The sequence below is a fragment of the Massilia sp. UYP34 genome (assembly GCF_056279385.1).
This window is the reverse complement of record NZ_JBWBRF010000010.1, coordinates 110,496-135,678: the sequence shown is the minus strand read 5'-3', so window position 1 is coordinate 135,678 and position 25,183 is coordinate 110,496. Positions and strand designations below refer to the sequence as shown.

Here is a 25,183-nt window from a genome sequence, read left to right as displayed (position 1 = left end):
GCATCACCACCGCATTACCCAACACTTTTGAATACCTCCATGGGATCTCTTGGAATAGTCACACCACAGGCAATGCATTTCGCCGAGCCTTTGCTGTTGCAAAGCGGCGCCCAGCTCGGCGACTACACGCTGATGTATGAAACCTATGGCACGCTCAACGCCGACAAGTCGAACGCGGTGCTGATCTGCCACGCGCTGAACGCCTCGCACCACGTGGCCGGCCACTACGCGACGCCGAAGAGCGCCGGCTGGTGGGACAATATGGTGGGGCCGGGCAAGCCGGTCGACACCGACCGCTTCTTCGTCATCGGCATCAACAACCTCGGCTCCTGCTTCGGCTCGACCGGTCCGATGCACGTCAATCCCGCCACCGGCAAGCCGTATGGCGCCGCCTTCCCCCTGGTGACGGTGGAGGACTGGGTGGCGGCCCAGGCGCGCCTGGCCGACCGCCTCGGCATCGAGCAATTCGCCGCCGTGATGGGCGGTTCGCTGGGCGGCATGCAGGCCCTGTCGTGGAGCATCCTGTTCCCCGAGCGCCTGCGCCACTGCATCGTGATCGCCTCGACGCCCAAGCTGTCGGCCCAGAACATCGCCTTCAACGACGTCGCGCGCCAGGCGATCCTGACCGATCCCGACTACCGCGGCGGCGACTTCTACGAGCACGGCGTGGTGCCGAAGAACGGCCTGAAAGTGGCGCGCATGATCGGCCACATCACCTATCTGTCGAACGACGACATGGCGGAAAAATTCGGGCGCAAGCTGCGCAACGCGGCCCAGACCAACGACTACAACTTCGACTTCGGCATCGACTTCGAAATCGAATCCTATCTGCGCTACCAGGGCGACAAGTTTTCGGAATACTTCGACGCCAACACCTATCTCCTGATTACCAAGGCGCTCGACTATTTCGACCCGGCGCGCGCGCATGGCGGCGACCTGACGAAGGCGCTGGCCGGAACGCAGGCCCAGTTCCTGGTCGCCTCGTTCAGCACCGACTGGCGCTTCTCGCCCGAGCGCAGCCGCGAGATCGTCGAGGCCCTGGTGTCGAACCGGCGCCGCGTGAGCTATGCCGAGGTCGACGCGCCGCACGGCCACGACGCCTTCCTGCTGGAAGACGCGCGCTACATGAACGTGGTGCGCGCCTATTACGACCGCATCGCCGGCGAACTGCAGTCCACGCAGGAGGCCGCATGAATTTCACCGACCTGAACACGCTGCGGCCCGACCTGGCCTTCATCGCCCACTGGGTGGGCGACGGCGCCCACGTGCTGGACGTCGGCTGCGGCGACGGCGCCATGCTGCGCTACCTGGAGTCGGGCAAGCGCTGCACCGGCTACGGCATCGAGATCGCCGACGACAAGGTGCTGGAAAGCACCGCGCGCGGCATCAACGTGATCCAGCACGACATGGAAAAGGGCTTGGGGCTGTTTGGCGATAACACCTTCGACACCGTGCTGTGCCTGAATTCGCTGCAGATGATGCAGCACGTTGAACGGCTGCTGCGCGACATCGTGCGGGTAGGCAGCGAGGCGATCGTGTCTTTCCCCAACTTCGCCCACTGGCCGCACCGCCTGGCGCTGCTCAAGGGCCGCATGCCGATGTCGCGCTCGCTACCCTATAAATGGTATGACACGCCCAACGTGCGGTATGCCACGATTTACGATTTTCAGGAACTGGCAGTGTCGTGCGGCCTCGAAGTGCTGGAATGCGTGGCGCTGGCCGATGGCGAGGTCGTTCGCTTCCTGCCCAACCTGCGCGGCAGCCTGGCAGTGTTTCGTCTACGCAAGAAATTAACGGCGCCGTGATACGCCTTATGTGCGTTCGCGGCTTGAGCGAACGGGGCGGATACGCGATGATCCTCGCCAATCCGTGTGGGCGTGTTGCCCATTTTGAATAATTCCTGAGAGGATAGCGCTGCTAACAACAGCCTGTCGGTGCCGAGATGATAAAACTGAAACGCCTTGCCCTTTGCCTCACCTTGATGAGCGCCACCAGCCTGGGCCTTGCCCAGGACAATAGCCCGGTGGTCCAGGACGGCATCGCGGTCAAGCCGCTGTCGCGCATGCGCGTGCTGGCGCCGGAAGAACAGGTCAACGAGGCCGCGCGCCAGCAGTACACGGAAATGATCGGCGAGGCCAGGCAGAAGGGCGTGCTGGCCTCGGAAAACGATCCGCAGCTCAAGCGCCTGCGCGCCATCGCCCAGCGCATCATTCCGCAGACCACGCGCTGGAATCCGGCCGCGAGCAAGTGGGAGTGGCAGGTCAACCTGTTCAAGTCGAATCAGGTGAACGCCTTCTGCATGCCGGGCGGTCGCATCGGCTTCTACACCGGCATCATCGAGCAGCTGAACCTGAACGACGACGAGGTGGCGGCCGTGATGGGCCATGAGATCGCGCATGCGCTGCGCGAGCATGGGCGCGAGCGCCTGGCCAAGACCAACGTCACCGCACTCGGCGCCCGCGTCGGCGGCGCGCTGCTGTCGGGGATTTTCGGGGTCGATCCCAACATCACCGGCACCGCGGCCAACTATGCCGGCCAGTTCCTGGTGCTGAAGTTCTCGCGCGACGAAGAGCGCGAGGCCGACCTGGTGGGCCTGGACATCTCGTCGCGCGCCGGCTACGACCCGCGCGCCGGCATCGCGCTGTGGCGCAAGATGGCGGCGCTGAACCAGAGCGCGCCGCTCGAGATCCTCTCGACCCACCCGGGCGGCGAGACCCGCATCAAGGACATGGAAGCGCACATGAACGTGCTGCTGCCGCTGTATGCGCGCGCCAAGAACACCAGCGTCGCCAGGCTGCCGGCCTACCAGAGCGCCGCCCTGAAGTGACGGGGCATTGAGTGAGGCGGCGATGGGCCGTGTAGCCGTCAAGGGGCGGCAGGCCGAGGCCAATGCCCATGTGCCGCTGCCGATCCGCGACGGCGTCTCGCCCAGCTACCTGTGGCTGACCGAGACGCGCGCCGGCGGCATGCTGCGTTTTCTCGCCGAGCGGTTTCCAGACGTGAGCCGCGAGGCCTGGGCCGCGCGCCTGGACCGCGGCGAGATCGTCGACGCCAGGGGCGAGCCCTTGGCCGCCGACAGCCACGTGCGCCAGGGCATGCGCATCTGGTATTACCGCGAGCTGGAACAGGCCGAGACGCCGATCCCGTTTCGTGAGAACGTGCTGTTCCGGGACGAGCACATCCTGGTGGCCGACAAGCCGCACTTCCTGCCGACCATCCCGACCGGGCGCTTTTTGAAAGAGACGCTGCTGGTGCGCCTGAAGCGGGCGACCGATCTGCCGCACCTGGTGCCGATCCACCGGCTCGATCGCGAGACCGCGGGCGTGGTGATCTTCTCGCACAATCCCGCATCGCGCGGAGCGTATCAGTCGATGTTCCAGAAGCGGGTGGTGAGCAAGACCTACGAGGCGCTGGCGCCGATGATGGCGGGACGCACGTTCCCCTTTACCTACCGCAGCCGCATGCAGGATGCGCAGCAGTTTTTCGTCAGCGAAGAGGTGGAGGGCGAGCCGAATTCGGAGACGCTGATCGAGCTGATCGAACAGCGCGGGATTCTCGCGCGTTATCGCCTGCATCCGCACACGGGCCGCAAGCACCAGCTGCGGCTGCACCTGTCGCGGCTCGGCGCGCCGATCGTGAACGACGTCTTCTATCCGGTGGCGCTGCCGTGCAAGGGCGACGATTTCGGCGCGCCGCTGCAGCTGCTGGCGCGTTCGATCGCCTTTGACGACCCCTTGAGCGGCCAGCCCCGCAGCTTCAGCAGCGCATTCAGCCTGGATTGGCCCTGACTAGCGTGCGTAGTCGATGATCAAGGGAGCGTGGTCCGAGAACTTGACGTCCCTGTAGACCGACACGGTCTTGGCGCACCGGGCGATGCCCGGGGTGGCGACGTGGTAGTCGATGCGCCAGCCCACGTTCTTGGCATAGGCCTGGCCGCGGTTGCTCCACCAGGTGTACTGCTCGGGGCGCGGGTCCAGGCCGCGGTGCACGTCGACCAGGCCCAGGTCATCGAATATGCGCGTCATCCAGGCGCGTTCCTCGGGCAGGAAGCCTGAGTTCTTCAGGTTGCCCTTCCAGTTCTTGAGGTCGATCTCCTTGTGGGCGATGTTCCAGTCGCCGCAGATCACGATTTCGCGGCCCTCGGCCTGCAGTTCCTGCAGGTGCGGCAGGAACACTTCCATGAAGCGGAACTTGGCCAGCTGGCGCTCGGGCGACGAGGAGCCCGACGGCGCGTACAGCGAGATCACGGTCAGGTCGCCGAAATCGCAGCGCGTATAGCGGCCTTCGGCGTCGAATTCGACGCAGCCGAAGCCGATGCGGTGCTTGTCCGGGGCGGTGCGGCTGTAGATGCCGGTGCCCGAATAGCCCTTCTTCTCGGCGTAGTGGAAGTGGCCGTGGTAGCCGTGAGGGCGCAGGAAGTCTTCGGTCATGTCGGCCTCCTGGGCCTTGAGCTCCTGGACGCAGATGTAGTCGGCATCCTGCGTGGCGAGCCACTCGAAGAAACCCTTCTTGTGGGCGGAACGGATGCCGTTCAGGTTCGCGGAAATAATTCGTGGCATGGTGATGTAGGACGGTAACGATCAGCGGACTTAGACGTCCGAAAACAAGCCGGACAGTGTAGCGCGTTTTTCAACCGCTCGTCATGCCTGCAACTGTTACATAAATGTAAGATGGAGCATGATAATGGGCAACAATCTGTTGCACTGGGCACGCTCCTGCACCGCGCGCCGTGTCGCTCCTGACGCTGCCCTGTCTCCTTTCCAAGTCCATGAACACTGACAAACCGCTACTCGCGGGTAGCGTCGATAACGGCGTTTGCCTGCCCGCCGCATCGTACGCCGAACTGGCCGACTTCGTGGAAAACGCCGTCGAAGGCCTGCACCGGGTCGGCCCGGACGGCACCATCCTGTGGGCCAACCGCGCCGAACTGCAGCTGCTGGGCTATGCGTGGGACGAATACGTCGGCCGCCACATCGCCGAATTCCACGACGATCCGGCCACGATCGATTACATGCTGGCGACCCTGCTGTCGGGCGGGACGCTGTATGACCAGCCGGCGCGGCTGCGCTGCAAGGATGGCGCGATCAAGCACGTGCTGATCCACTCGAACGGGCATTTCGAGAACGGCCAGCTGCGTTACACCCGCTGCTTCACGCGCGACGCGACCGCGCGGCACGAGCGCGACGTGGCGCTGGCCCAGCGCAATGCGATGCTGCTCAACGCCCCCGTCGCCGCGGCCTTGCTGATGGGCCCCGAGCTGCGCTTTCAGCTGGCCAACCGGCGCTATCGCGAACTGGTCGACTGCGACGAGCTGGTCGGCCTCACCTTCGTGGAGGCCTTTCCGCGCCTGGCCGGCAGCGGCGTGGCCGAGCACATCGCGCGCGTGTTCGCCACCGGTGAACCGTATCATGCGCAAGAGCTGGCCCTCATCCGCCTCGATCCCCAGGGCCAGCCTGACGAGCGCTATTTCAAGTTCAGCCTGGAGCCGCTGGCGGGGGGCGATGGCCGGCCGGACGGCGTGATCGTGGTCGCGGTCGAGGTGACGGAGCACGTGCGCAGCCGCCAGGCGATCGAGCGCGCCCACTGCGACCGCGAGCAGTTGCTGGTGGACTTGAGCGCGGCCAGCCGGGCCAAGGACGAGTTCCTGGCCATGCTGGGCCACGAACTGAGAAATCCCCTGTCGCCGATCGTCACCGCGCTGCAGCTGATGCGCATGCGGGACGATGGCGCGCACGGGCGCGAGCGCGAGATCATCCAGCGCCAGGTGGACCACCTGGTGCGGCTGGTGGACGACCTGCTCGACGTCTCGCGCGTCACGCGCGGCAAGATCGAGCTCAAGGTCGAGCGGGTCGAACTGGCGCGGGTGATCGACAAGGCGGTCGAGATGGCGAGCCTGCTGATCGAGCAGCGCCGCCACCGCCTCGAGGTCGAACTCGAGCCCGGCCTGGCGTGGGCGGGCGATCCGGTGCGGCTGGCGCAGGTGGTGTCGAACCTGCTGACCAATGCGGCGCGCTACACCGAGCCGGGTGGCCGGCTGTGGCTGCGCGTGCGGCGCGATGGGCTCGATGCGGTCGAGATCAGCGTGCGCGACACCGGCATCGGCCTTGCGCCCGAGGTGCGCGAACAGGTGTTCGAGCTGTTCTTCCAGGGCAAGCGCAGCATCGACCGCGCCGAAGGCGGGCTCGGGATCGGGCTGGCGCTGGTGAAGAACATCGTCGAACTGCATGGCGGCAGCGTCCATGCGCACAGCGAGGGCCGCGGCCTGGGCAGCGAGTTCGTGGTGCGCCTGCCGCTATGCAGCGGGCCCCAGGCGCCGGCGCCATCGGAACCGGCGCCGGTGGCGATGCCGGATGTGACCACGCAGCGGGTGCTGCTGGTGGACGACAATGCCGACGGCGCCGACACCCTGGGCCGCCTGCTGCGTGCGCACGGCCATACGGTCGAGGTGTACCACGATCCGGTCGGCGCGCTGGCGGCACTGGATCGCTTCAGGCCCACGATCGCCTTGCTCGACATCGGCCTGCCGGTGCTGGACGGCTACCAGCTCGCCGCGCGCATCCGCGCGCTGCCCGGCGGGCAGGGCTGCCGCCTGGTGGCGCTGAGCGGCTACGGGCTGGCGGCCGACCATGCGCGCAGCAGCGCGGCCGGCTTCGAGCGCCACCTGGTCAAGCCGGTCAATCCGGACGAGGTGGCGCGGGAGGTCGCGGCCGGCGCCGCGACGGATTAAAATAGCCGCTTTCGACATTCAGGGAGAAGGTATATGAGCGATCTGCGCCAGCAGTTTATCGGGTTTTCGGTCGAGGCCGAGGTATTGAGGTTCGGCCAATTCACGACCAAGGCCGGCCGCCTGTCGCCGTACTTCTTCAACGCCGGCCTGTTCCACGACGGCGCCACGCTGGGCAAGCTCGCCCAGTTCTATGCCCAGACCCTGCTCGACTCGGGCGTCGAATTCGACATGCTGTTCGGCCCGGCCTACAAGGGCATCACCCTGGCCAGCGCCACGGCCGTGGCCCTGGCCGCGAAGGGCCGCGACACCTCGTTCGCCTACAACCGCAAGGAAGCGAAGGACCATGGCGAGGGCGGCACCATCGTCGGCGCCAAGCTGCAGGGTAAAGTGGTGATCATCGACGACGTGATCTCGGCCGGCACCTCGGTGCGCGAATCGGTGACGATGATCCGCGCCGCCGGCGCCGAACCGGCCGCCGTGCTGATCGCCCTGGACCGCATGGAGCGCTCGGGCAAGGACGACGCCTTGTCCGAACTGTCGGCGGTGCAGGAAGTATCGCGCGAATTCAACATCCCGGTGATCTCGATCGCCAACCTGACCGACCTGTTCACCTACCTCGACACCCACACCCAGGACGCGCGCCTGTCCCAGCACAAGGACGCCGTCGCCGCCTACCGCACCCGCTACGGCATCTAGAGCAATTACCCAACAATTAGGGTCAGAGTAGATTTGTTGGGCAATTCCCCAAAGTTGTCAAACAATTCGACTCTGACCCTAATTTGGATTTGCGGAAAGTCTTGCAAAATAATTAGGGTCAGAGTCGATTGATTGAGCAATTTTCTAGAATTGCCAATTAATTCGACACTGACCCTATTTATTTTCTTGCTCTTCGGATTCGATTCAATTTCCTTTTGATACAAGAGATTGGAATCGGCTCAGTGCGTTCGGATTGCGCCTAAAAATTGCTGACTCCGGGGAAGCTTTGCCCATCTAAATAAATAGGGTCAGAGTCAAATTATTGAGCAATTTCTCTTATGCGTACAATAAGTAGGGACAGAGTCCGAGGTGTGGGTAATTTCTTGGGTGCGAAAACAATGAGGGTCATAGTCGAATTGCCGGCAATTTTGGGAAATTGCTCAACAATTCTACTCTGACCCTCATTGTCGATGGGCTAGGGATTTAGCCGGCGAGTTTTTGTTTCAGCAGTTCGGTGACCTGGGCTGGATTGGCCTTGCCCTTCGATGCCTTCATCGTCTGGCCGATCAGGGCGTTGATGGCGGCTTCCTTGCCGGCGCGGTATTGTTCGACCGACTTGGCGTTGGCGGCCAGGACGTCGTCGACGATCGCTTCCAGCGCGCCCGTGTCCGAGATCTGCTTCAGGCCCTTCTGCTCGATCACGGTGTCGGCCAGGTGCTCGTCATCCGAGCCGGCTTCCCACATGGCGGCGAAGACTTCCTTGCCGGCCTTGTTCGAGATCGTGCCGTCGGCGATGCGCTTGAGCAGCAGCGCCAGTTGCGCCGCGCTCACCGGCGCCTCGCCGATGTCCACGCCTTCGCGGTTCAGGGTCGACGAGACGTCGCCCATCATCCAGTTGGCGGCCGCCTTGGCGTTTTCCTTGCCGGCCTTGGCCACCACGGCTTCGTAGTAGCCCGCCATCGCCTTCGACGAGGTCAGGACCAGGCTGTCGTACTCCGGCAGGCCGTACTCGCCCGTGAAGCGCGCGCGCAGCGCGCCCGGCAGCTCGGGCATGTCGGCCTGCACGCGGTCGATCCAGTCCTGGCCGATGACCAGCGGAGGCAGGTCCGGGTCGGGGAAGTAGCGGTAATCCTGCGCGTCTTCCTTGGTGCGCATCGAGCGCGTTTCCTTGCGGTCCGGGTCCCACAGGCGCGTCGCCTGGATCACCTTGCCGCCATCCTCGATCAGCTCGATCTGGCGCCGCACTTCATAGTGGATCGCCTCTTCCATGAAGCGGAACGAGTTCAGGTTCTTGATCTCGCAACGGGTGCCGAATTCCTTCTGGCCGACAGGCCGCACCGAGACGTTGACGTCGCAGCGGAACGACCCCTCCTGCATGTTGCCGTCGCAGACGCCCAGCCACATCACCAGCGAGTGCAGCGCCTTGGCATACGCCACCGCCTCGGCGGCGCTGCGCATCTCGGGCTCGGACACGATCTCGAGCAGCGGCGTGCCGGCGCGGTTCAGGTCGATGCCGGTCATGCCGGCATAGTCCTCGTGCAGCGATTTGCCGGCGTCTTCCTCGAGGTGGGCGCGGGTCAGGTTGACGGTCTTGGTCTCGAGCTTGCCGTCCTTCTCGTAGGCGAAGCTGATGGTGCCGCCCTGGACCACCGGATCCTCGAACTGGCTGATCTGGTAACCCTTCGGCAGGTCGGGATAAAAGTAGTTCTTGCGCGCGAAGACCGACTGCGGCGCGATTTTCGCGCCGACCGCCAGGCCGAACCGGATCGCGCGCTCGACCGCGCCGCGGTTCAGCACCGGCAGCACGCCCGGCAACGCCAGGTCGACCGGGCTGGCCTGCGTGTTCGGCTCGGCGCCGAAGCGGATCGAGCTGCCGCTGAAGATTTTCGATTGGGTCGTGAGCTGGACGTGGTTCTCAAGACCGATGACGACTTCCCATTGCATAGTATTTCTCTCTATTCTGTGCTGGCGCTGATTGAACGCGTCGGCGGCAGAGCCGCCAACCCTACGCGTTAGATGCCGTCTGGCGACCGCTGGTGCCAGTCGGTCGCCTGCTGGTACTGGTGCGCGATGTTCAGCAGCTTCGCCTCGGCGAAGTAGTTGCCGATGATTTGCAGGCCCACCGGGCGCTTGCCGTTCTTGTCGCCCGCGCCGAAACCGCACGGGATCGACATGCCGGGCAGGCCGGCCAGGCTGGTCGACAGCGTGAAGATGTCGGCCAGGTAGTTCGCCACCGGGTCATTGGCCTTGGCGCCCAGGTCCCAGGCCACCGTCGGCGCCACCGGCCCCATGATCACGTCGCACTTGTCGGCGAAGGCGGCCTGGAAGTCGTCCGCGATCAGGCGCCGGATCTTTTGCGCCTGCACGTAATAGGCGTCGTAGTAGCCGTGGCACAGCACATAGGTGCCGACCATGATGCGGCGCTTGACCTCGCTGCCGAAGCCTTCGGCGCGGGTTTTGCGGTACATGTCCTGCAAATCCTTGTACTCCGAAGCGCGGTGGCCGTAGCGCACGCCGTCGAAGCGCGACAGGTTCGACGAGGCTTCCGCCGGCGCGATGATGTAATAGGTCGGAATCGACAGCGCCGTCTTCGGTAGCGAGATGTCGACCAATACCGCGCCCAGTTTCACGAACTGCTCGAGCGCCGCGCGCACCGCGGCTTCGACGTCGCCAGCCAGGCCTTCGCCGAAGTATTCCGAAGGCACGCCGATGCGCAGGCCGGTCAGCGGCTTGTCAAGGTCGCGCGTGTAGTCTTCGCGCACATTGCCCTGTTCGACCGTGAGGCTGGTCGAATCGCGCTCGTCGAAGCCGCTCATTTCGTTCAGCAGCAGCGCGCAATCCTCGGCGGTCTGGGCGATCGGGCCTCCCTGGTCCAGCGACGAGGCGAAGGCGATCATGCCGAAGCGCGACACGCGGCCATAGGTCGGCTTGATGCCGGTGACGCCGCAGAAGGCGGCCGGCTGGCGGATCGAGCCGCCGGTGTCGGTCGCGGTGGCGGCCGGCGCCAGGCGCGCGGCGATCGCGGCGGCCGAGCCGCCCGACGAACCGCCCGGCACGGCGCTGGCGTCCCACGGGTTCTTCACCGCGCCGTAGGCCGAGTTCTCGTTGGCCGAACCCATCGCGAATTCGTCCAGGTTCACCTTGCCCAGGGTGACCATGCCGGCCGCCTTGAGGCGGTCGACGACGGTCGCATCGAAGGGACTGACGTAACCGTCCAGCATCTTCGAGCCGGCCGTGGTGCGCCAGCCGCGGGTGACGAAAATGTCCTTGTGCGCGATCGGCACGCCGGTCAGCGGGCCGGCCGTGCCCTGCGCCAGGCGCTCGTCGGCTTGCGCGGCCTGGGCCAGCGTCAGCTCGTGGTCCACGTGCAGGAAGGCGTTGTGCCCGCTCGCGTCGATGCGGCCGAGGTAGTGGCGCGCCAGTTCGGTCGCGGACACCTGTTTCGCGTGCAGGAGCGCGGACAGCTCCTTGATGGTCTTGTTATGCATATGCGTGTCGATTCTTTAGCGATGTTCTGGGGCGGATTACTCGATGACCTTCGGCACCAGGTACAGGCCATCCTGCGCCTTTGGCGCCGGCGCCTGGTACTCGTCGCGGCGGTTTTCTTCGGTGACCACGTCGTCGCGCAGGCGCAGCGGCAGGGCCAGGACGGCCGACAGCGGCTGGGCCAGCGGCGCCACGCCGGTGGTATCGACCGCCTGCATCTGCTCGGCCAGCGCGAAGATGCCGTTCAGCTCGGCCAGCGCGGTTTCGGCATGGGCGTCATCCATGTCGAGCTGGGCCAGATTGGCGATGCGTTTTACGTCGGAAAGGGTCAGGGACATGGCTATATGGCACGCCGTCAGCGCGCAGAAAGTGAGTCGGCGAATAATGAATGTTAGCAAGTTGTCAGCGAACGGCCCCGTATAGGCGTTAAAACCCTGCAAACACCGTTCAAATCGCTTGCAATTCGGTGGGGAAAACCATCGGTATTCAGCATGTAAACGACAAATTATAAGGTAGAATGGCGGGCTAATGCGTTGTCGTGCCGAAAGCTGGCGCCGCGCATGCGAAGTCCGCGGTGCCCATGCGTGGCAGGTGCGGCACAGAATCCCCGATCAATGTTTAGGCGCACATTGATGCGCATCAGGACACCCATGTTTGGTTTTTTACGCAGCTACTTTTCGAATGACCTGGCGATCGACCTCGGCACCGCTAATACGCTGATCTACGTCCGCGGCCTTGGCATCGTCCTGGACGAGCCGTCGGTGGTCGCGATCCGCCAGGAAGGTGGCCCGAACGGCAAGAAGACCATCCAGGCAGTCGGCAAGGAAGCCAAGCAGATGCTGGGCAAGGTGCCCGGCAATATCGAAGCGATCCGCCCGATGAAGGATGGCGTGATCGCCGACTTCACCGTCACCGAGCAGATGCTCAAGCAGTTCATCCGCATGGTGCACGACTCGAAATTCTTCCGGCCGTCTCCGCGCATCATCATCTGCGTGCCTTGCGGCTCGACCCAGGTCGAGCGCCGCGCGATCCGCGAATCGGCGCTCGGCGCCGGCGCCTCGCAGGTCTACCTGATCGAAGAGCCGATGGCGGCCGCGATCGGCGCCGGCCTGCCGGTCTCGGAAGCGACCGGCTCGATGGTCGTGGACATCGGCGGCGGCACCACCGAGGTGGGCATCATCTCGCTGGGCGGCATGGTCTATAAAGGCTCGGTGCGCGTGGGCGGCGACAAGTTCGACGAAGCCATCGTCAACTACATCCGCCGCAACTACGGCATGCTGATCGGCGAACAGACCGCCGAGGCGATCAAGAAGGCGATCGGTTCGGCGTTCCCGGGCTCGGAAGTCAAGGAAATGGAAGTCAAGGGCCGCAACCTGTCGGAAGGCATCCCGCGCTCGTTCACCATTTCGAGCAACGAGATCCTGGAAGCCCTCACCGATCCGCTGAACCAGATCGTGTCGGCGGTGAAGAACGCGCTGGAGCAGGCGCCGCCGGAGCTGGGCGCCGACATCGCCGAAAAAGGCATGATGCTGACCGGCGGTGGCGCGCTGCTGCGCGATCTCGACCGCCTCCTGATGGAAGAAACCGGCCTGCCGGTGCTGGCCGCCGAAGATCCGCTCACTTGTGTGGTGCGCGGCTCGGGCATGGCGCTCGAGCGCATGGACAAGCTTGGTTCGATCTTCTCGTACGAATAAGACGCGCGTGGTCAACCGGGGCGGGCAGGGCGTGCGGTCACAAGCTGCGCGCATCTGCCCGCCTTGGCATTGACCGTCTGCGTTATCACCAACGGACGTCATGGAATACAGTCCTCCGCCGCTGTTCAAACAAGGCGCCCCAGCACGAGTCAAGGCGATGGTCTGCGCACTGATCGCCATCGTATTGCTGTTCGTCGACGCCCGCATGGGATTGCTCTCCGGCGTGCGCCAGGTAGCCGCGACCGTGCTCTATCCGATGCAGATGGCGGCCCTGATGCCGCGCGAGGCGCTGGCCAATATGGGTGATTATTTCTCGTCGCTGTCGACCTTGCAGAAGGAAGTGCAGGCGCTCAAGCACCAGGAGCTGGCGCGCGCCCAGTTGCTGCAGCAGGCCCAGTTCCAGATGGCCGAGAACGCGCATCTGCGGCGCCTGATGGAAGCCAGGCAGCAGTTGCCGGTGCAGTCGCAGATGGCCGAGATCCTGTACGACGCGCGCGACCCGTCCACCCGCCGCATCGTGATCAACCGCGGTTCGCGCGACGACGTGTCGCTCGGCCTGCCGGTGATCGACTATGCCGGCGTGGTCGGCCAGGTCACCCGCGTGTTCCCGTTCACCTCCGAAGTCACGCTGCTGACCGACAAGGACCAGGCCATTCCGGTGCAGGTGCTGCGCAGTGGTTTACGCAGCATCGTCTATGGCCGCGGCAATACGGGCCTGCTCGACCTGCGCTTCGTGGCCCAGGATGCCGACATCCAGGTCGGCGACGTGCTGGTGACGTCGGGGCTGGACGGAATGTACCCGGCCGGCCTGGCGGTGGCGCGCGTGACCCAGGTCGAGAAGGCCGCCGGCTCGTTCGGCCGCGTGGTCGGCCAGCCGCTGGCCGGCATCGACCGCAATCGCCAGGTGCTGGTGATCATGTCGCACCATGCCTTGCCGCCGCGCCCGGCGCCCGAAACGCCGTCTGCGGCCACCACCCGGCGCACTATGCCGAAGATGGCGCCGGTGCCGCAACCGCCGCTGCCGGCCGCGCCGCTGCCGGCGGCCGGCGTGCCCGCAGCCCCGGTCACCGCGCCGGCCGCAACCACCACGAACGGCGCGCCGGCGCCGGCCGGCCAGCCTGCGGCGACGCCACCTGCAACGCCGTCCGCGGCCCAGGCCGCGCCACGTCCGGCGGCGCCGCCCGCCACGCCACCTGCAACGACCGCGACCGCGCCTGCGCCGGCCGCCCGAACGGAGTAAGCCGCCATGCCCGGTCGCCGTCCCCATTACATCCTGCTGCCCGTCAGCCCGCTGTTCATTGCCTTCAGCCTGGTGTGCGCCTTCATGCTCAACCTGATGCCCTGGGGGCGCTGGGTGGGGGCGCCCGACTTCGTCGCGCTGGTGCTGGTGTTCTGGGGCATCCACCAGCCGCGCAAGGTCGGCATCGGCGTCGCCTTCTGCATGGGCCTGTTGATGGACGTGCACGACGCCAGCCTGCTGGGCGAGAACGCGCTCGCCTACACCGTGCTGTCCTACCTGGCCATCATGATCCACCGCCGCGTGCTGTGGTTCCCGCTGCTGACCCAGGCGATGCACATGTTCCCGCTGCTGCTGCTGGCGCAGGCGATCCAGCTGGTGGTGCACATGCTGGTATCAGGCCGCTTCCCCGGCCTGCTGCAGTTCATCGAGAGCGTGGTGGCGGTGGCCCTGTGGCCGGTGATCACCTGGCTGCTGCTGGCGCCCCAGCGGCGCGCCGTCGACCGCGACCATACCCGTCCCATCTGACCAGGTTTGCCCAGGAATGACCGAGTTCAAGGATAGCGACCGCGAGATCCACCAGTTCCGGATGCGCCTCACAGCGCTGGTGGCGCTCGTCTTCATCTGCTTCGGCCTGCTGGTCGCGCGCGTGGTCTGGCTGCAGGTGCTGCACCACGACCAGTACGCGGCGCAGGCCGAGGACAACCGTATCGCGCTGGTGCCGATCGTGCCCAACCGCGGCCTGATCGTGGACCGCAATGGCGTGGTCCTGGCGCGCAACTATTCCGCCTACACGCTCGAGATCACGCCGTCCAAGCTGCAGGCCGACATGGAGTCGGTGATCGACGAGCTGGCCAAGCTGGTCGCGATCGACGCGCGCGACCGGCGCCGCTTCAAGCGCCTGCGCGAAGAGTCGCGCAGCTTCGCCAGCGTGCCGCTGCGCACCCGCCTGACCGACGACGAGGTGGCGCGTTTCACCGCCCAGCGCTTCCGCTTTCCCGGCGTCGAGGTGCAGGCCCGCCTGTTCCGCCAGTATCCGATGGGCGAGGTGGCCTCGCACGTGATCGGCTACATCGGCCGCATCAACGCCAAGGAAGCCGCCGCGATCGAGGAGGGCGACGACGCCGCCAACTACAACGGCACCGACCATATCGGCAAGGAGGGCGTCGAGAAGCGCTACGAGCGCCAGCTGCACGGCGTCACCGGTTACGAGCAGGTCGAGCGCTCGGCCGGCGGGCGCGCGATCCGCACGCTCAAGCGCACCGCGCCGGTCCCGGGCAGCAACCTGATCCTGTCGATCGACATCGAGCTGCAAAAGATCGCCGAGGAAGCATTCGGCGACCAGCGTGGCGCGCTGGTGGCGATCGAACCGTCGACCGGCGACGTGCTGGCCTATGTCTCGCGCCCCGGCTTCGATCCGAACCTGTTCGTCGACGGCATCGACTACCAGAGCTGGAACGAGCTGAACACCTCGCTCGACCGGCCGCTGATGAACCGTCCGCTGTCGGGCACCTATCCGCCCGGTTCGACCTTCAAGCCCTTCATGTCGCTGGCGGCGCTCGAGATGGGCTACCGCCGCCCGCAGGATGCGATCCGCGACCCCGGTTTCTTCATGCTGGGCGGGCACCGTTTCAACGACGACAAGCCGGGCGGCCACGGCATCGTCAATATGTACCATTCGATCGCACACTCCTGCGACACCTATTACTACCAGCTGGGCAACGAGATGGGGATCGACAACATCTCGAAATTCATGCGCGAGTTCGGCTTCGGCCAGCCGACCGGGATCGACCTCGATCATGAAAAAGTCGGCGTGCTGCCGTCGAAGGAGTGGAAGGCCGAGCGCTTCAAGCGCAACCGCGCAGCCCAGAAATGGGTGGGCGGCGACACCATCTCGATTTCGATCGGCCAGGGTTTCAACCACTACACGATGCTGCAGCTGGCGCATGCGACCGCGATCCTGGCCAATGACGGCGTGGTGATGAAGCCGCACCTGGTCAAGATGATCGAGGATGGCGTGACCCGCGAGCGCACCCTGACCGTGCCCAAGGAAACCCGGCGCCTGTCGATGAAGCAGGAGCACCTCGATTTCATCAAGGATGCGATGGCCGGCGTGATGCGCGAAGGCACCGGACAACGCGCCTTCTCCGGCGCCGCGTATTCCTCGGCCGGCAAGACCGGCACCGCGCAGGTGATCGGCCTGCGCGGCAAGAAGTACGACGCCAACGCGATCGACGAGCGCCATCGCGACAATGCGCTGTTCACCGCTTTCGCGCCGGTCGAGCAGCCGCGCATCGCGCTGGCGATGATCGTCGAGAACGCCGGCTTCGGCGGCGTCGTGGCGGCGCCGATCGCGCGCAAGGTGCTCGACTACGCGATCCTCGGCAAGCGTCCGGCGCCGCCGCCGGAACCGAAGGGCGGCGCCCGTCCGGCCACCGTCAAGGCGTCCGCCCCTGCGCCTGCCTCCGCGCCGTCCCCTGCGCCGGCCCGGATGGTCGCCGTCGCGGCCCCCGCCACCGCCACCCGTACCGAATAAGCCATGGCCCATATACCAGAACGGCGCTCGCTGCGCCGCCGCCTGCGCCCGTACTTCACGGTGTTCGACCTGCCGCTGACCCTGATCCTGGCCGTGCTGGTGACGATCAGCATGGTCACCATGATGTCGGCCGGCGCCAATTTCCCGGACCGGGTCGAGCACCAGATCCGCAACTTCCTGCTCTCCTTCGCCGTCATGTGGGTGGCCGCGAACATCGCGCCGCAAACCCTGATGCGGCTTGCGGTGCCGGTCTATGCGGCCGGCGTGGCCTTGCTGGTCGCGGTCGCGATGTTCGGCCTGATCAAGAAGGGTGCGCAGCGCTGGCTGCACATCGGCGTCATCGACATCCAGCCGTCCGAGATCATGAAGATCGGCCTGCCGCTGATGCTGGCCTGGTACTTCCAGACCCGGGCCCAGGTCGCCGGCTGGAAGCATTACATCGTGGCCGCCGTGATCCTGATGATCCCGGTCGCCCTCATCATGGAGCAGCCCGACCTGGGCACCTCGCTGCTGGTCGCGTCGTCGGGCCTGTACGTGATCTTCCTGGCCGGCCTGTCGTGGAAGGCGATCGCCGCGGTGACGGTGAGTATCGTCGCCTTCCTGCCGATCGGCTGGTCGATGATGCACGACTACCAGCGCCAGCGGGTGATGACCCTGATCGATCCGACCTCCGACCCGCTGGGCAAGGGCTTCCACATCATCCAGTCGATCATCGCGATCGGCTCGGGCGGCCTGACCGGCAAGGGCTATATGCAGGGCACCCAGGGCTACCTGGAATTCGTGCCGGAACGCACCACCGACTTCGTGTTCTCGGTGTATTCGGAGGAGTTCGGCCTGGCCGGCAACCTGTTCCTGCTGTTCGTCTACCTGCTGCTGATCGGACGCGGCCTGATGATCGCGGCGAATGCGCCGAACACCTTCGGCCGCTTGCTGGCCGGTTCGATCGCGATGATTTTCTTTACGTATGCCTTTGTTAATATGGGCATGGTCGCAGGGATATTGCCTGTAGTAGGGGTGCCGCTACCCTTCATGAGCTATGGCGGCACGGCCTTTATCACGCTCGGCCTTGGCGCCGGCATATTGATGAGTATTCAAAGACATCGTAAACTGGTGCAGACATAGATTTCATAAAGGACAGCCAATGGGCGTTCGTACAAGCTTCCTGGCGGTCATACCGGTTGCCATTTTCGTATCGGCCTGCAGCAGCACCGGGGAGCACAAGCGGCTCAATCCCTTGCCGTGGCCACACAAGCCGACCGCCAAGCACGGCACTGCGCCCCAATTGCCGCCCGCTAAGTCGGGCCGCGGCGGCTACTACAAGGATGACGGCCCGGGCGACAACATCCCCGACGGCCTGCTCGACGTGCCGGACGCCGTGGTCAAGGCCGAGCCCTTCAACAAGTGGACCGGCCGCCCCTACACGGTGCTCGGCAAGACCTATACGCCGCTGGGGAACAACGAGCCCTACACCGCGCGTGGCGTGAGCACCTGGTATGGCGTCAAGTTTCATGGCCAGCGCACGGCGTCGGGCGAACTGTACGATATGTACAAGATGACGGCCGCGCATCCGACCCTGCCGATTCCGTCCTACGTGCGCGTCACCAGCCTCGACACCGGCAATTCGGTGGTGGTGCGCATCAACGACCGCGGCCCTTTCCACGCAAGCCGGATCATCGACGTCTCGTACACGGCGGCACTCAAGCTCGGCCTGCTGGGCAAGGGCAGCCACGAAGTCGAGGTCGAGCGCCTGTTCCCGGGCGATTCGATCGTTGCGCCGGCCCGGATCGCGGCCGCGCGGCGCGAAGTCGCGTCGATCGCGCAATCGGCGCCGCCCGAGATCGAAGCGCTGATGCTGGAAGACCGGATCCGTTCCGACAGCGCGGCGCTGGTGAGCCAGACTGGGCCGGCGCCCACGGCGGCGCCCGCAGCTGCCGGCGCCGGACGCTATTTCATCCAGCTCGGCGCCTATGGCCGGGCCGGCACCGCCGAAGCCATGAGCGAAAAGGTCACCAATGCCGGCGTCGAGCTGGGCAAGCTCGAAGTGGTGAAGGTGGGTTCCCTGAACCGTCTCTACGGCGGTCCCTATGGCAGCCGCGCCGAAGCGGTGGAGGCGATGCGGGCATTGCCTGCGAGCCTCGGTTTCAAGCCGATCGTCGTCCGGCGCTGACGCCGGCGCCATGAAAAATGGCCGGCGAACCGGCCATTCCTCCAGCGCAAAGGATTCCGCTTATGCGCGTGCGGCGCCGGTACGGCGGCGGCGGGCAACGCCGACGGCAGCCAGGCCGGCGCCTGCCAGCAGCAGGCTCGATGGCTCGGGCACTTCGGCCGGTTCTTCGGCGGGTTCTTCCACTTTCGTGTAGTCCAGCATAAGGTTGCTGTCGGTCAGCAACAGGTCGCCGACGACTTTCAGGGTCAGGCGCAGGTCGCCGTTGTCGAACATTTGGGCGAGGAGATCCTGGTCATCGATGAAGCCGGAGATCGTGAAGCCGCCCGTGTAGTCCTTGGTCACGATGGTGGTCTGGGTTTTCACGTCCGACTTGAAGTATTTGCACTTGAACATGAAGCACTGGGTGCCGTCATAGTTGCGCACGGTGCTCGAGCCGCCATGTTCGGTCGTCTCGCTGAGCGTGGTCGCGCCGCTGCCGAGCACCAGGTCGCCGAACGACAGTTGCGCGGTTTCCTGTGCGCTGGTCTTGGTGACCGTCTGGCCGATATCGACCTTACGCACGTAGGCGCCGAGCGATTTCGACCACGTGTAGTCGCCCGCCTGGTAGCTGGTCTTCACCGGGCCCTGCGACATGAAGGCGCCGCCGTTGTCGAGGAACGAGAAGGAGAACGACAGGCTGTTCAGTTCATACTGGCCATCCAGGTTCGATTTGAAGACGGCATCGTAAGTCTTGTTCGACAGGGTGCTGCCGAACGAGCCATCCAGATTGATGGTCTCGGCGGATGCGGAGGTCGAGATGGCGCAGGCAACGGCGAACAGTGCAGCGACGACGGTCTTTTTCATGATATCCCCTGAGAATTAAATTTGAGCAACGTATTTTGATATAAAGCAAGTTGCGTGCCAGAAATATAAGTGATTGTTTTGATTAATATTATTTTCTGAAGGAAATTCTTGTGTAAAGATTTTCGACACTCACAGGCCGCCTGCCAGTCGCTTTTGTAAAAAAAAGCGCACCCGCAGGTGCGCTTCGAGTCGATCGGACGACCGCGCGGTCAGCCGCATTCCCGCAGGCCCGCGTCCGGGTAGTCGGCGGCGATGCCCGCCAGCCTGGCGCGCTGCGCCGGTTCGATCGCGCGATACCGATAGGCGGCGCGCATGACCTGCTGCCCGCGCGGTAATACCTGCACGCCGCGCACGCCCTGGCGCTGCAACTGCGCTACCAGCTTCTGAGCCGCGCTGTCGGTCTTGAATACGCCCAGCGAGATCGCCCCGCGCAGCGGCGAGTCGCCCTGCATGATGTAAAAATTCTCGACACCGCGTTCCTTGAGGTCGGCCGCACGGCGCTGGGCGCCTTCACGGCCGCCGTTCGGCGGCAGGTAGACCAGGCGGCTGGTCACTTCCTGGAAGGGCACCTGGACCCGGGTCTGGCGCGCGGCCAGCTCCAGGCTGGCGACGCGCGCTTCGAAGCGGCGCGAATCGGCCGCGCCGAAGGGGCCGGCCTGGACACAGGCGACCAGGTCCGGCGCGTTCGCGACCGGCGCGGGGGCCGGCGCCACGGCATCTTCGGCGCGGGCGGTGTCGGCGGCCTGGGTGGTGTCGTTGGCCTGCGCGGCTTCGTCCAGCGCACGCATGGCCTCGACCGCCGTCAGCTGCGTGATGCGTTCGGGTGCGAGCTGGTTGTTCAGCCGCGCCGGCTCGCGCTCGCCGGTTCCCGGCTGGCCGAGGGCGCCCTGGCCGTAGGCCAGCAGCGCCGCGTTCGCCGCCAGCAGCGCCCAGAATAAGAATTTCAGCACTGTGCTCCTCCCTCTGTCCAGGTGGCCGCGGCCTGCAGGCCGACCAGCACGATATTATCGACCACCCGGTGCGGGATCTTGAGCGCCGGGGCGACATACGGCGCCGCGCCGCCGGAGACGATGCAGGCGGCGGCGCGGTGTCCAGCCACGGCGCGTTCGATCGCGCCGGCCTGGGCCGACAGCACGCCGGAGAGAATCGCGTCGTTGGTGTTGTCGCCGAATAGCGCCGGCACGGCGCCCGGGGCCACCTGCGGCAGCTGCGCCGTATTGCCGGCCAGGCTGGACGCCATCAGGGCCAGGCCGGGCAGGATCATGCCGCCCACGAACCGGCCATCGGCCGTGACCGCGTCGACCGTGGTCGCGGTGCCGCAAGTGGCGACGATCAGGTCCTGGCCGGGCGCCAGGGCGCGCGCGCCGATGGCGGCGGCGAAGCGGTCGCAGCCCAGCCGGTGCGGCTCGCGGTAGCCGTTGCAGAGGCCAGCGCGCTGCGCGGTGGAGGCGAACCATTCGAGCTCGATCCCCGCCGGCAGCAGCGCCGCGATGCGTTCGGCCAGCTGCGGGCCGGCCACGTTCGACACCAGCGCGCGGGTCACGCCGGCGGCCGGCCATCGGGCAGCCGCGTCGTCCAGCTGCGCGTGCACGACGGCGCCGTGATGCAGCCACGCGCCGGGCGCGCAGGCGGCGTCGGCCAGCGCCCACTTGACGCGGGTATTGCCCGCGTCGACCAGCAGCATCATGTTTTCACCCGCAGCGAGACGTCGCCGGCCATCACCGTGATCCGGCCGTCCGGCGTGTCGAGCAGCAGGCGGCCGCTGTCGTCCACGCCGGCGGCGCGGCCCTCATGCAGCACGGCGCCGTGGTCGAGCAAGACCACGGTCTCTCCCTGCCAGGCGTGGCGCAGGTTCCAGCGCGCGGCGAAGGCCGCGAAGCCACGCGCGGAAAATTCCGCCAGCGCCGCGACCAGGCCGTCGAGCAGGGCCGCCATCAGGACGTCGCGCTCCATGCGCGCCAGCCAGGGCACGCCGGCGGCGCTGCGTCCCAGTTGCGCTTCCATCTCTTCCGGCATCAGAAGGTTCAGGCCGATGCCGATCACGGTCCAGGTGCCGCCGTCGGGCGCGGACTGGGTTTCGATCAGGATGCCGGCCAGCTTGTCGCCATCCTTGAGCAAGTCGTTCGGCCATTTCAGCTGGACTTGCTGGCCCAGCGCGCCGAGCGTCTCGGCCAGCGCCACGCCGATCGCCAGCGGCAGGCCGACCAGCGCCTGCGGGCCGCCATCGAATTTCCAGGCCAGCGAAAAGGTCAGCGAAGCTTCGGGCGAAGACAGCCAGCTGCGCCCGGCGCGGCCGCGGCCGGCGCTCTGGTGTTCGGCGACCAGCAGCAGCGGCGCGGGAAGCAGCGCCGCGCGCGCCAGCAGGTCGGCATTGGTGGAGCCGGTCTGCGCCACGACTTCGACCGCCACGCCCGCCTTCGACAGCGAGCGGATGCGGTCGGCGTTCATGCCTCCCCCTGGCGCTGTTTGGTCGGCGCGCGCGCGAACAGGCGGTCGAACAGGAAGTCGGGCAGCAGGCGCAGCAGCTTGGCGACGACGCCCATCTGCCAGGGCAGGACGTGGTAGCTGTCGCCGCGCGCGATCACGGCGGCGGCTTGCGCCGCGAAGCGGTCGGCGGGCATCAGGAAGGGCATGGGAAAACGGTTCTTGCTGGTCATGGGGGTGTCGATATAACCGGGGGCGATCGTCACCACCCGGATGTTGGTGCCGTGCAGCTCGACCCGCAGCGCTTCGCAGTAGCTGTGCACGGCGGCCTTGCTGGCGCAGTAGGCGCCGGCGCCGCGCATGCCGCGCACTCCCGCCACGCTGCCGATGCCCACCAGGCGGCAGGGCGTGGCCTGCTGCCGCATGGCGCCGATGAACGGGGCGAAGGTGGCGACCGTGGCGTTCACGTTGGTGGCGAACACCACGTCGAACACGGCCAGGTCGGCCGCGCGGTCGGTGAGCGTGCCGTGCGAGATGCCGGCGCTGGCGATGACGACGTCGGCGCCGCCGTTGGCGGCGATGAAGTCATGGGCGGCAGCGGCCAGGCCATCGCGGTCGAGCACGTCGACCGCGTAGATGTGATGCCGTTCGGGGTGGGGCAGCGAGGCGGCCAGCGCCAGCAGGTGGTCGCGCCGCCGCGCCAGCAGGCCGAGCGTCGCGCCGCGCGCCGCATAGTCGCGCGCCAGGGCGGCGCCGATGCCGCTCGATGCGCCGGTGATGAAGACGCGCTCTTCCTGCCGCGTCGACATGGGCTTAACGCTGGTTGCGCACGATGGCGACGTCGATGCCGCTGTCGAGCAGCTTGGCGCGCGCCTTGTTGACGGCCTCGACTTGCGTGTAGGGGCCGACCCGCACGCGGTGCAGCACGCCGCTGTCGGTGCTGCGATCGCTGATCGCGGCTTCGAAGCCGAGCAGGGCCAGTTTGGCGCGGGTGTTCTCGGCATCCGACATCTCGCGGAAGGCGCCGGCCTGCAGGTAATAGATGTAGCCGTCGGTCACCGCCGCCGCGCCGGGGGCCGGAGCGGCAGTGTTGACCGGGCCCGGCGGCGGTGGCGGCGCGCTCGAGCGCGGCTCCTGCATGCCGGCGATGGCGGCGCCCAGCGGGTCCGAATCGGGCGGCTGCCGCTGTTGTGACGGCGCCGGCGCGGCCGCCGGCGCGCTCGGCTGGGCCGGCGTCTGCGGCACCGGCCCCCGGTTGCCGTACAGCGGCTTGTTGGGGTCGGACGCCTGGCTCGGCTCGAGGTCGGCCGGGCGGCCCATCTTGTTGGAACGGTCGGTGAACGGCGAGGCGCCCTTGGTGATCACGAGCGCGACCGCCACCGCGATGCCCAGCCCGACGATCAGGCCGATGATGACGCCGGTCAGGGTGCTGCCGCGCTGGTAGCGTTGGCTATGCTTCGAGAAGGTACGGATGACGGTCATGACGCTTTCTGGTAATGAGACGGTGGGCTTCGGTTCCAGGAATGCCTGCGCTTTACATCTTGTCCGGCGCCGAGACGCCGATCAGGGCCAGGCCGTTGCGCAGCACCTGGCGGGTGGCGGCGGCCAGCGCCAGGCGGGCCAGCTTGAGCGACTCATCGTCGTCGAGCAGCCACTTGTGCGCGAAGTAGTAGCTGTGCAGCTCGCCGGCCAGTTCGCGCAGGTAGAACGCGACCTGGTGCGGGCCGAGCTCGGCCTGCGCGCGCTGCAGCATCTCGGGGTAGGCCGCCAGCTTGGCCAGCAGCTGCGATTCGTGCGGTTCGGTCAGCGGCGCCAGGTCGACCTTGGCCAGGCTGGCGACGTCGCCGCCCCAGTTGGCCAGCGCCGAGCAGATGCGCGCGTGGGCGTACTGCACGTAGTAGACCGGATTTTCGTCATTGGTCGCGAGGGCGACGTCAACGTCGAACACGAACTCGGTGTCGGCCTTGCGCGAAATCAGGAAGAAACGCACCGCGTCGCGGCCGCGCGTGACGTCGCCATTGCCCGACCATTCGATCAGGTCGCGCACGGTGACGTAGGAACCGGCGCGCTTGGAGATCTTGACCTCTTCGCCGTTCTTCATCACGGTGACCATCTTGTGCAGCACGTAGTCGGGATAGCCCTGCGGGATGCCGATGTTCACCGCCTGCAGGCCGGCGCGCACGCGCGCGATGGTGCCGTGGTGGTCGCTGCCCTGGATGTTGATCGCCTGGTCGAAGCCGCGGCGGAATTTCTGGATGTGGTAGGCGACGTCGGGCACGAAATAGGTATAGGTGCCGTCGGACTTGCGCATCACGCGGTCCTTGTCGTCGCCGTAGTCGGTGGTCCTGAGCCAGAGGGCGCCGCCGTCTTCATACGTCTTGCCTGCATCGACCAGGGCCTGCACCGCGGCTTCCACCTTGCCGTCGGCGTACAGCGACGATTCGAGGTAGTAGTTGTCGAACCTGACGCCGAACGCCTGCAGGTCCTGGTCCTGCTCGTTGCGCAGGTAGGTCACGGCGAAGCGGCGGATCGATTCGATGTCTTCGACGTCGCCGCTGGCGGTGGCGGGTTCGCCGTCGCTGGCCGACACGGTCTTTTGCGCCAGGAAGTCGGCCGCGATGTCGGCGATGTAGTCGCCGTTATAGGCCGACTCGGGCCATTCGGCGTCGCCCGGCTTGAAGCCGCGCGCGCGCGCCTGCACCGAGGAGGCCAGGGTGGCGATCTGGACGCCGGCGTCGTTGTAGTAGAACTCGCGCGTCACTTCGATGCCTTGCGACTCGAACAGCGACGACAGCGCATCGCCCAGCGCGGCCTGGCGGCCGTGGCCGACATGCAGCGGACCGGTCGGGTTGGCCGAGACGAATTCGATGATCGCATGGTGGCCGCTGGCGCCGCTGGCGCGGCCGAAGGTTTCACCCTGCTCGAGCACGTGGCGCACCACCGCCTGCTTGGCGGCGGCGGCCACGCGCAGGTTGATGAAGCCGGGGCCGGCGACGTCCGCCGCTTCGATCAAGCCCTGCGCGCCCGGCTCGGCCTGCAGCGCGGCGACCAGGCGGGTGGCCAGTTCGCGCGGATTGGTCTTGAGCGGCTTGGCCAGCTGCATGGCGATATTGCAGGCGATGTCGCCGTGCGAGGGATCGCGCGGACGCTCCAGCACCACATTGGGCACGAGGTCGGTGCCGGCGACGATCGGGGCGAGGGCTGCCTGGAACAGGGCAACGATTTGTTGTTTTTGTTGGGCGAGCATGGAATGGTCGAAAAAAGTAGATGCTGGACGGCGCCCGTTCTCGGGAGGATGAGCAGGCAAACAGCGGACATTATACTAGTTTGATGCCACGCTTTGGCTGGCCACGGCGTTCGCGATTGGCGGTTC

Annotated in this window: 23 protein-coding genes; 12 read left to right on the top strand and 11 right to left on the bottom strand. The window is 66.3% G+C overall.

Annotated features, from left to right (window positions below; genetic code table 11):
* The first annotated feature begins 39 nt into the window (after positions 1-39).
* The 4 genes from metX (at position 40) to ACZ9AQ_RS16405 (ending at position 3,788) form a co-directional block, all read left to right on the top strand.
* A complete protein-coding gene (gene metX / locus ACZ9AQ_RS16420; protein ID WP_429204649.1) occupies positions 40-1,194 on the top strand; it encodes a homoserine O-succinyltransferase MetX in 1,155 nt (384 codons plus the stop codon).
* A complete protein-coding gene (gene metW, locus ACZ9AQ_RS16415) occupies positions 1,191-1,805 on the top strand; it encodes a methionine biosynthesis protein MetW (protein WP_429204647.1) in 615 nt (204 codons plus the stop codon). Before metX ends, metW begins: the two co-directional genes overlap by 4 nt.
* Positions 1,806-1,942: 137 nt before the next feature.
* Positions 1,943-2,827: a M48 family metallopeptidase gene (locus ACZ9AQ_RS16410; RefSeq protein ID WP_429204645.1), complete on the top strand. Its 885-nt coding sequence runs from the start codon at positions 1,943-1,945 to the stop codon at positions 2,825-2,827.
* 22 nt (positions 2,828-2,849) lie between these two features.
* Positions 2,850-3,788 carry a pseudouridine synthase gene (locus ACZ9AQ_RS16405; RefSeq protein ID WP_429204643.1) on the top strand — a complete coding sequence of 313 codons (939 nt, stop codon included), beginning with the start codon at positions 2,850-2,852 and terminating at the stop codon, positions 3,786-3,788.
* Here the strand turns inward: ACZ9AQ_RS16405 and ACZ9AQ_RS16400 are convergent, their stop codons facing one another.
* Positions 3,789-4,559: an exodeoxyribonuclease III gene (locus tag ACZ9AQ_RS16400; protein WP_429204641.1), complete on the bottom strand. Its 771-nt coding sequence runs from the start codon at positions 4,557-4,559 to the stop codon at positions 3,789-3,791.
* Positions 4,560-4,768: 209 nt separating this feature from the next.
* Here ACZ9AQ_RS16400 and ACZ9AQ_RS16395 point away from each other — a divergent pair, with 209 nt between their 5' ends.
* Both ACZ9AQ_RS16395 and pyrE read left to right on the top strand, forming a co-directional pair.
* Positions 4,769-6,727, top strand: coding sequence for a hybrid sensor histidine kinase/response regulator (locus ACZ9AQ_RS16395; RefSeq protein ID WP_429204639.1), 1,959 nt, complete (start codon positions 4,769-4,771; stop codon positions 6,725-6,727).
* A gap of 33 nt (positions 6,728-6,760) precedes the next feature.
* The gene (gene pyrE / locus ACZ9AQ_RS16390; RefSeq protein ID WP_429204638.1) at positions 6,761-7,423 is read left to right on the top strand and encodes an orotate phosphoribosyltransferase; all 663 of its coding nucleotides are present in this window, start codon (positions 6,761-6,763) and stop codon (positions 7,421-7,423) included.
* Between the two features lie 483 nt (positions 7,424-7,906).
* Here pyrE and gatB read toward each other — a convergent pair whose 3' ends face one another.
* From gatB to gatC, 3 genes are read right to left on the bottom strand one after another with little or no spacing between them, the layout of a single operon-like run.
* The gene (gatB, locus tag ACZ9AQ_RS16385) at positions 7,907-9,382 is read right to left on the bottom strand and encodes an Asp-tRNA(Asn)/Glu-tRNA(Gln) amidotransferase subunit GatB (RefSeq protein ID WP_429204698.1); all 1,476 of its coding nucleotides are present in this window, start codon (positions 9,380-9,382) and stop codon (positions 7,907-7,909) included.
* A 53-nt stretch (positions 9,383-9,435) separates the two neighbouring features.
* The gene (gene gatA / locus ACZ9AQ_RS16380) at positions 9,436-10,911 is read right to left on the bottom strand and encodes an Asp-tRNA(Asn)/Glu-tRNA(Gln) amidotransferase subunit GatA (protein ID WP_429204637.1); all 1,476 of its coding nucleotides are present in this window, start codon (positions 10,909-10,911) and stop codon (positions 9,436-9,438) included.
* A 36-nt stretch (positions 10,912-10,947) separates the two neighbouring features.
* On the bottom strand, positions 10,948-11,247 hold the full coding sequence (gene gatC, locus ACZ9AQ_RS16375) for an Asp-tRNA(Asn)/Glu-tRNA(Gln) amidotransferase subunit GatC (RefSeq protein WP_429204635.1): 300 nt from the start codon (positions 11,245-11,247) through the stop codon (positions 10,948-10,950).
* Between the two features lie 312 nt (positions 11,248-11,559).
* Here gatC and ACZ9AQ_RS16370 point away from each other — a divergent pair, with 312 nt between their 5' ends.
* The 6 genes from ACZ9AQ_RS16370 (at position 11,560) to ACZ9AQ_RS16345 (ending at position 18,543) form a co-directional block, all read left to right on the top strand.
* Positions 11,560-12,603 carry a rod shape-determining protein gene (locus ACZ9AQ_RS16370; protein ID WP_005667820.1) on the top strand — a complete coding sequence of 348 codons (1,044 nt, stop codon included), beginning with the start codon at positions 11,560-11,562 and terminating at the stop codon, positions 12,601-12,603.
* A gap of 100 nt (positions 12,604-12,703) precedes the next feature.
* Positions 12,704-13,843: a rod shape-determining protein MreC gene (gene mreC / locus ACZ9AQ_RS16365; protein WP_429204634.1), complete on the top strand. Its 1,140-nt coding sequence runs from the start codon at positions 12,704-12,706 to the stop codon at positions 13,841-13,843.
* A 6-nt stretch (positions 13,844-13,849) separates the two neighbouring features.
* Positions 13,850-14,368: a rod shape-determining protein MreD gene (mreD, locus tag ACZ9AQ_RS16360; RefSeq protein ID WP_429204633.1), complete on the top strand. Its 519-nt coding sequence runs from the start codon at positions 13,850-13,852 to the stop codon at positions 14,366-14,368.
* Positions 14,369-14,384: 16 nt separating this feature from the next.
* Positions 14,385-16,376 (top strand): penicillin-binding protein 2, encoded by a 1,992-nt coding sequence (gene mrdA, locus ACZ9AQ_RS16355; RefSeq protein WP_429204631.1) that lies wholly within the window; start codon positions 14,385-14,387, stop codon positions 16,374-16,376.
* 3 nt (positions 16,377-16,379) lie between these two features.
* Entirely contained in the window at positions 16,380-17,498 is a 1,119-nt protein-coding gene (rodA, locus tag ACZ9AQ_RS16350; RefSeq protein ID WP_429204630.1) for a rod shape-determining protein RodA, read from the top strand.
* Positions 17,499-17,517: 19 nt separating this feature from the next.
* On the top strand, positions 17,518-18,543 hold the full coding sequence (locus ACZ9AQ_RS16345; RefSeq protein ID WP_429204628.1) for a septal ring lytic transglycosylase RlpA family protein: 1,026 nt from the start codon (positions 17,518-17,520) through the stop codon (positions 18,541-18,543).
* Positions 18,544-18,603: 60 nt separating this feature from the next.
* Here ACZ9AQ_RS16345 and ACZ9AQ_RS16340 read toward each other — a convergent pair whose 3' ends face one another.
* The 7 genes from ACZ9AQ_RS16340 to argS all read right to left on the bottom strand — a co-directional run bounded on the left by ACZ9AQ_RS16340 (position 18,604) and on the right by argS (position 25,057).
* On the bottom strand, positions 18,604-19,386 hold the full coding sequence (locus ACZ9AQ_RS16340) for a PEP-CTERM sorting domain-containing protein (RefSeq protein ID WP_429204626.1): 783 nt from the start codon (positions 19,384-19,386) through the stop codon (positions 18,604-18,606).
* Between the two features lie 209 nt (positions 19,387-19,595).
* Positions 19,596-20,336 carry an SPOR domain-containing protein gene (locus ACZ9AQ_RS16335; protein WP_429204625.1) on the bottom strand — a complete coding sequence of 247 codons (741 nt, stop codon included), beginning with the start codon at positions 20,334-20,336 and terminating at the stop codon, positions 19,596-19,598.
* Positions 20,330-21,073: a type III pantothenate kinase gene (locus ACZ9AQ_RS16330; RefSeq protein ID WP_429204623.1), complete on the bottom strand. Its 744-nt coding sequence runs from the start codon at positions 21,071-21,073 to the stop codon at positions 20,330-20,332. Before ACZ9AQ_RS16330 ends, ACZ9AQ_RS16335 begins: the two co-directional genes overlap by 7 nt.
* Entirely contained in the window at positions 21,070-21,834 is a 765-nt protein-coding gene (locus ACZ9AQ_RS16325; protein ID WP_429204622.1) for a biotin--[acetyl-CoA-carboxylase] ligase, read from the bottom strand. Before ACZ9AQ_RS16325 ends, ACZ9AQ_RS16330 begins: the two co-directional genes overlap by 4 nt.
* The gene (locus ACZ9AQ_RS16320; RefSeq protein WP_429204620.1) at positions 21,831-22,619 is read right to left on the bottom strand and encodes an SDR family oxidoreductase; all 789 of its coding nucleotides are present in this window, start codon (positions 22,617-22,619) and stop codon (positions 21,831-21,833) included. Before ACZ9AQ_RS16320 ends, ACZ9AQ_RS16325 begins: the two co-directional genes overlap by 4 nt.
* A 4-nt stretch (positions 22,620-22,623) precedes the next feature.
* Positions 22,624-23,292: an SPOR domain-containing protein gene (locus ACZ9AQ_RS16315; protein ID WP_429204619.1), complete on the bottom strand. Its 669-nt coding sequence runs from the start codon at positions 23,290-23,292 to the stop codon at positions 22,624-22,626.
* Between the two features lie 52 nt (positions 23,293-23,344).
* Positions 23,345-25,057, bottom strand: coding sequence for an arginine--tRNA ligase (gene argS / locus ACZ9AQ_RS16310; protein WP_429204617.1), 1,713 nt, complete (start codon positions 25,055-25,057; stop codon positions 23,345-23,347).
* Positions 25,058-25,183: the final 126 nt, after the last annotated feature.

What these genes read in the sequence shown, in the direction of transcription:
- metX (WP_429204649.1), top strand. Translation starts at nt 40, where the DNA reads ATGGGATCTCTTGGAATAGTCACACCACAGGCAATGCATTTCGCCGAG.
- metW (WP_429204647.1), top strand. Translation starts at nt 1,191, where the DNA reads ATGAATTTCACCGACCTGAACACGCTGCGGCCCGACCTGGCCTTCATC.
- ACZ9AQ_RS16410 (WP_429204645.1), top strand. Translation starts at nt 1,943, where the DNA reads ATGATAAAACTGAAACGCCTTGCCCTTTGCCTCACCTTGATGAGCGCC.
- ACZ9AQ_RS16405 (WP_429204643.1), top strand. Translation starts at nt 2,850, where the DNA reads ATGGGCCGTGTAGCCGTCAAGGGGCGGCAGGCCGAGGCCAATGCCCAT.
- ACZ9AQ_RS16400 (WP_429204641.1), bottom strand. Translation starts at nt 4,559, where the DNA reads ATGCCACGAATTATTTCCGCGAACCTGAACGGCATCCGTTCCGCCCAC.
- ACZ9AQ_RS16395 (WP_429204639.1), top strand. Translation starts at nt 4,769, where the DNA reads ATGAACACTGACAAACCGCTACTCGCGGGTAGCGTCGATAACGGCGTT.
- pyrE (WP_429204638.1), top strand. Translation starts at nt 6,761, where the DNA reads ATGAGCGATCTGCGCCAGCAGTTTATCGGGTTTTCGGTCGAGGCCGAG.
- gatA (WP_429204637.1), bottom strand. Translation starts at nt 10,911, where the DNA reads ATGCATAACAAGACCATCAAGGAGCTGTCCGCGCTCCTGCACGCGAAA.
- gatC (WP_429204635.1), bottom strand. Translation starts at nt 11,247, where the DNA reads ATGTCCCTGACCCTTTCCGACGTAAAACGCATCGCCAATCTGGCCCAG.
- ACZ9AQ_RS16370 (WP_005667820.1), top strand. Translation starts at nt 11,560, where the DNA reads ATGTTTGGTTTTTTACGCAGCTACTTTTCGAATGACCTGGCGATCGAC.
- mreC (WP_429204634.1), top strand. Translation starts at nt 12,704, where the DNA reads ATGGAATACAGTCCTCCGCCGCTGTTCAAACAAGGCGCCCCAGCACGA.
- mreD (WP_429204633.1), top strand. Translation starts at nt 13,850, where the DNA reads ATGCCCGGTCGCCGTCCCCATTACATCCTGCTGCCCGTCAGCCCGCTG.
- mrdA (WP_429204631.1), top strand. Translation starts at nt 14,385, where the DNA reads ATGACCGAGTTCAAGGATAGCGACCGCGAGATCCACCAGTTCCGGATG.
- rodA (WP_429204630.1), top strand. Translation starts at nt 16,380, where the DNA reads ATGGCCCATATACCAGAACGGCGCTCGCTGCGCCGCCGCCTGCGCCCG.
- ACZ9AQ_RS16345 (WP_429204628.1), top strand. Translation starts at nt 17,518, where the DNA reads ATGGGCGTTCGTACAAGCTTCCTGGCGGTCATACCGGTTGCCATTTTC.
- ACZ9AQ_RS16340 (WP_429204626.1), bottom strand. Translation starts at nt 19,386, where the DNA reads ATGAAAAAGACCGTCGTCGCTGCACTGTTCGCCGTTGCCTGCGCCATC.
- ACZ9AQ_RS16330 (WP_429204623.1), bottom strand. Translation starts at nt 21,073, where the DNA reads ATGATGCTGCTGGTCGACGCGGGCAATACCCGCGTCAAGTGGGCGCTG.
- ACZ9AQ_RS16325 (WP_429204622.1), bottom strand. Translation starts at nt 21,834, where the DNA reads ATGAACGCCGACCGCATCCGCTCGCTGTCGAAGGCGGGCGTGGCGGTC.
- ACZ9AQ_RS16320 (WP_429204620.1), bottom strand. Translation starts at nt 22,619, where the DNA reads ATGTCGACGCGGCAGGAAGAGCGCGTCTTCATCACCGGCGCATCGAGC.
- ACZ9AQ_RS16315 (WP_429204619.1), bottom strand. Translation starts at nt 23,292, where the DNA reads ATGACCGTCATCCGTACCTTCTCGAAGCATAGCCAACGCTACCAGCGC.
- argS (WP_429204617.1), bottom strand. Translation starts at nt 25,057, where the DNA reads ATGCTCGCCCAACAAAAACAACAAATCGTTGCCCTGTTCCAGGCAGCC.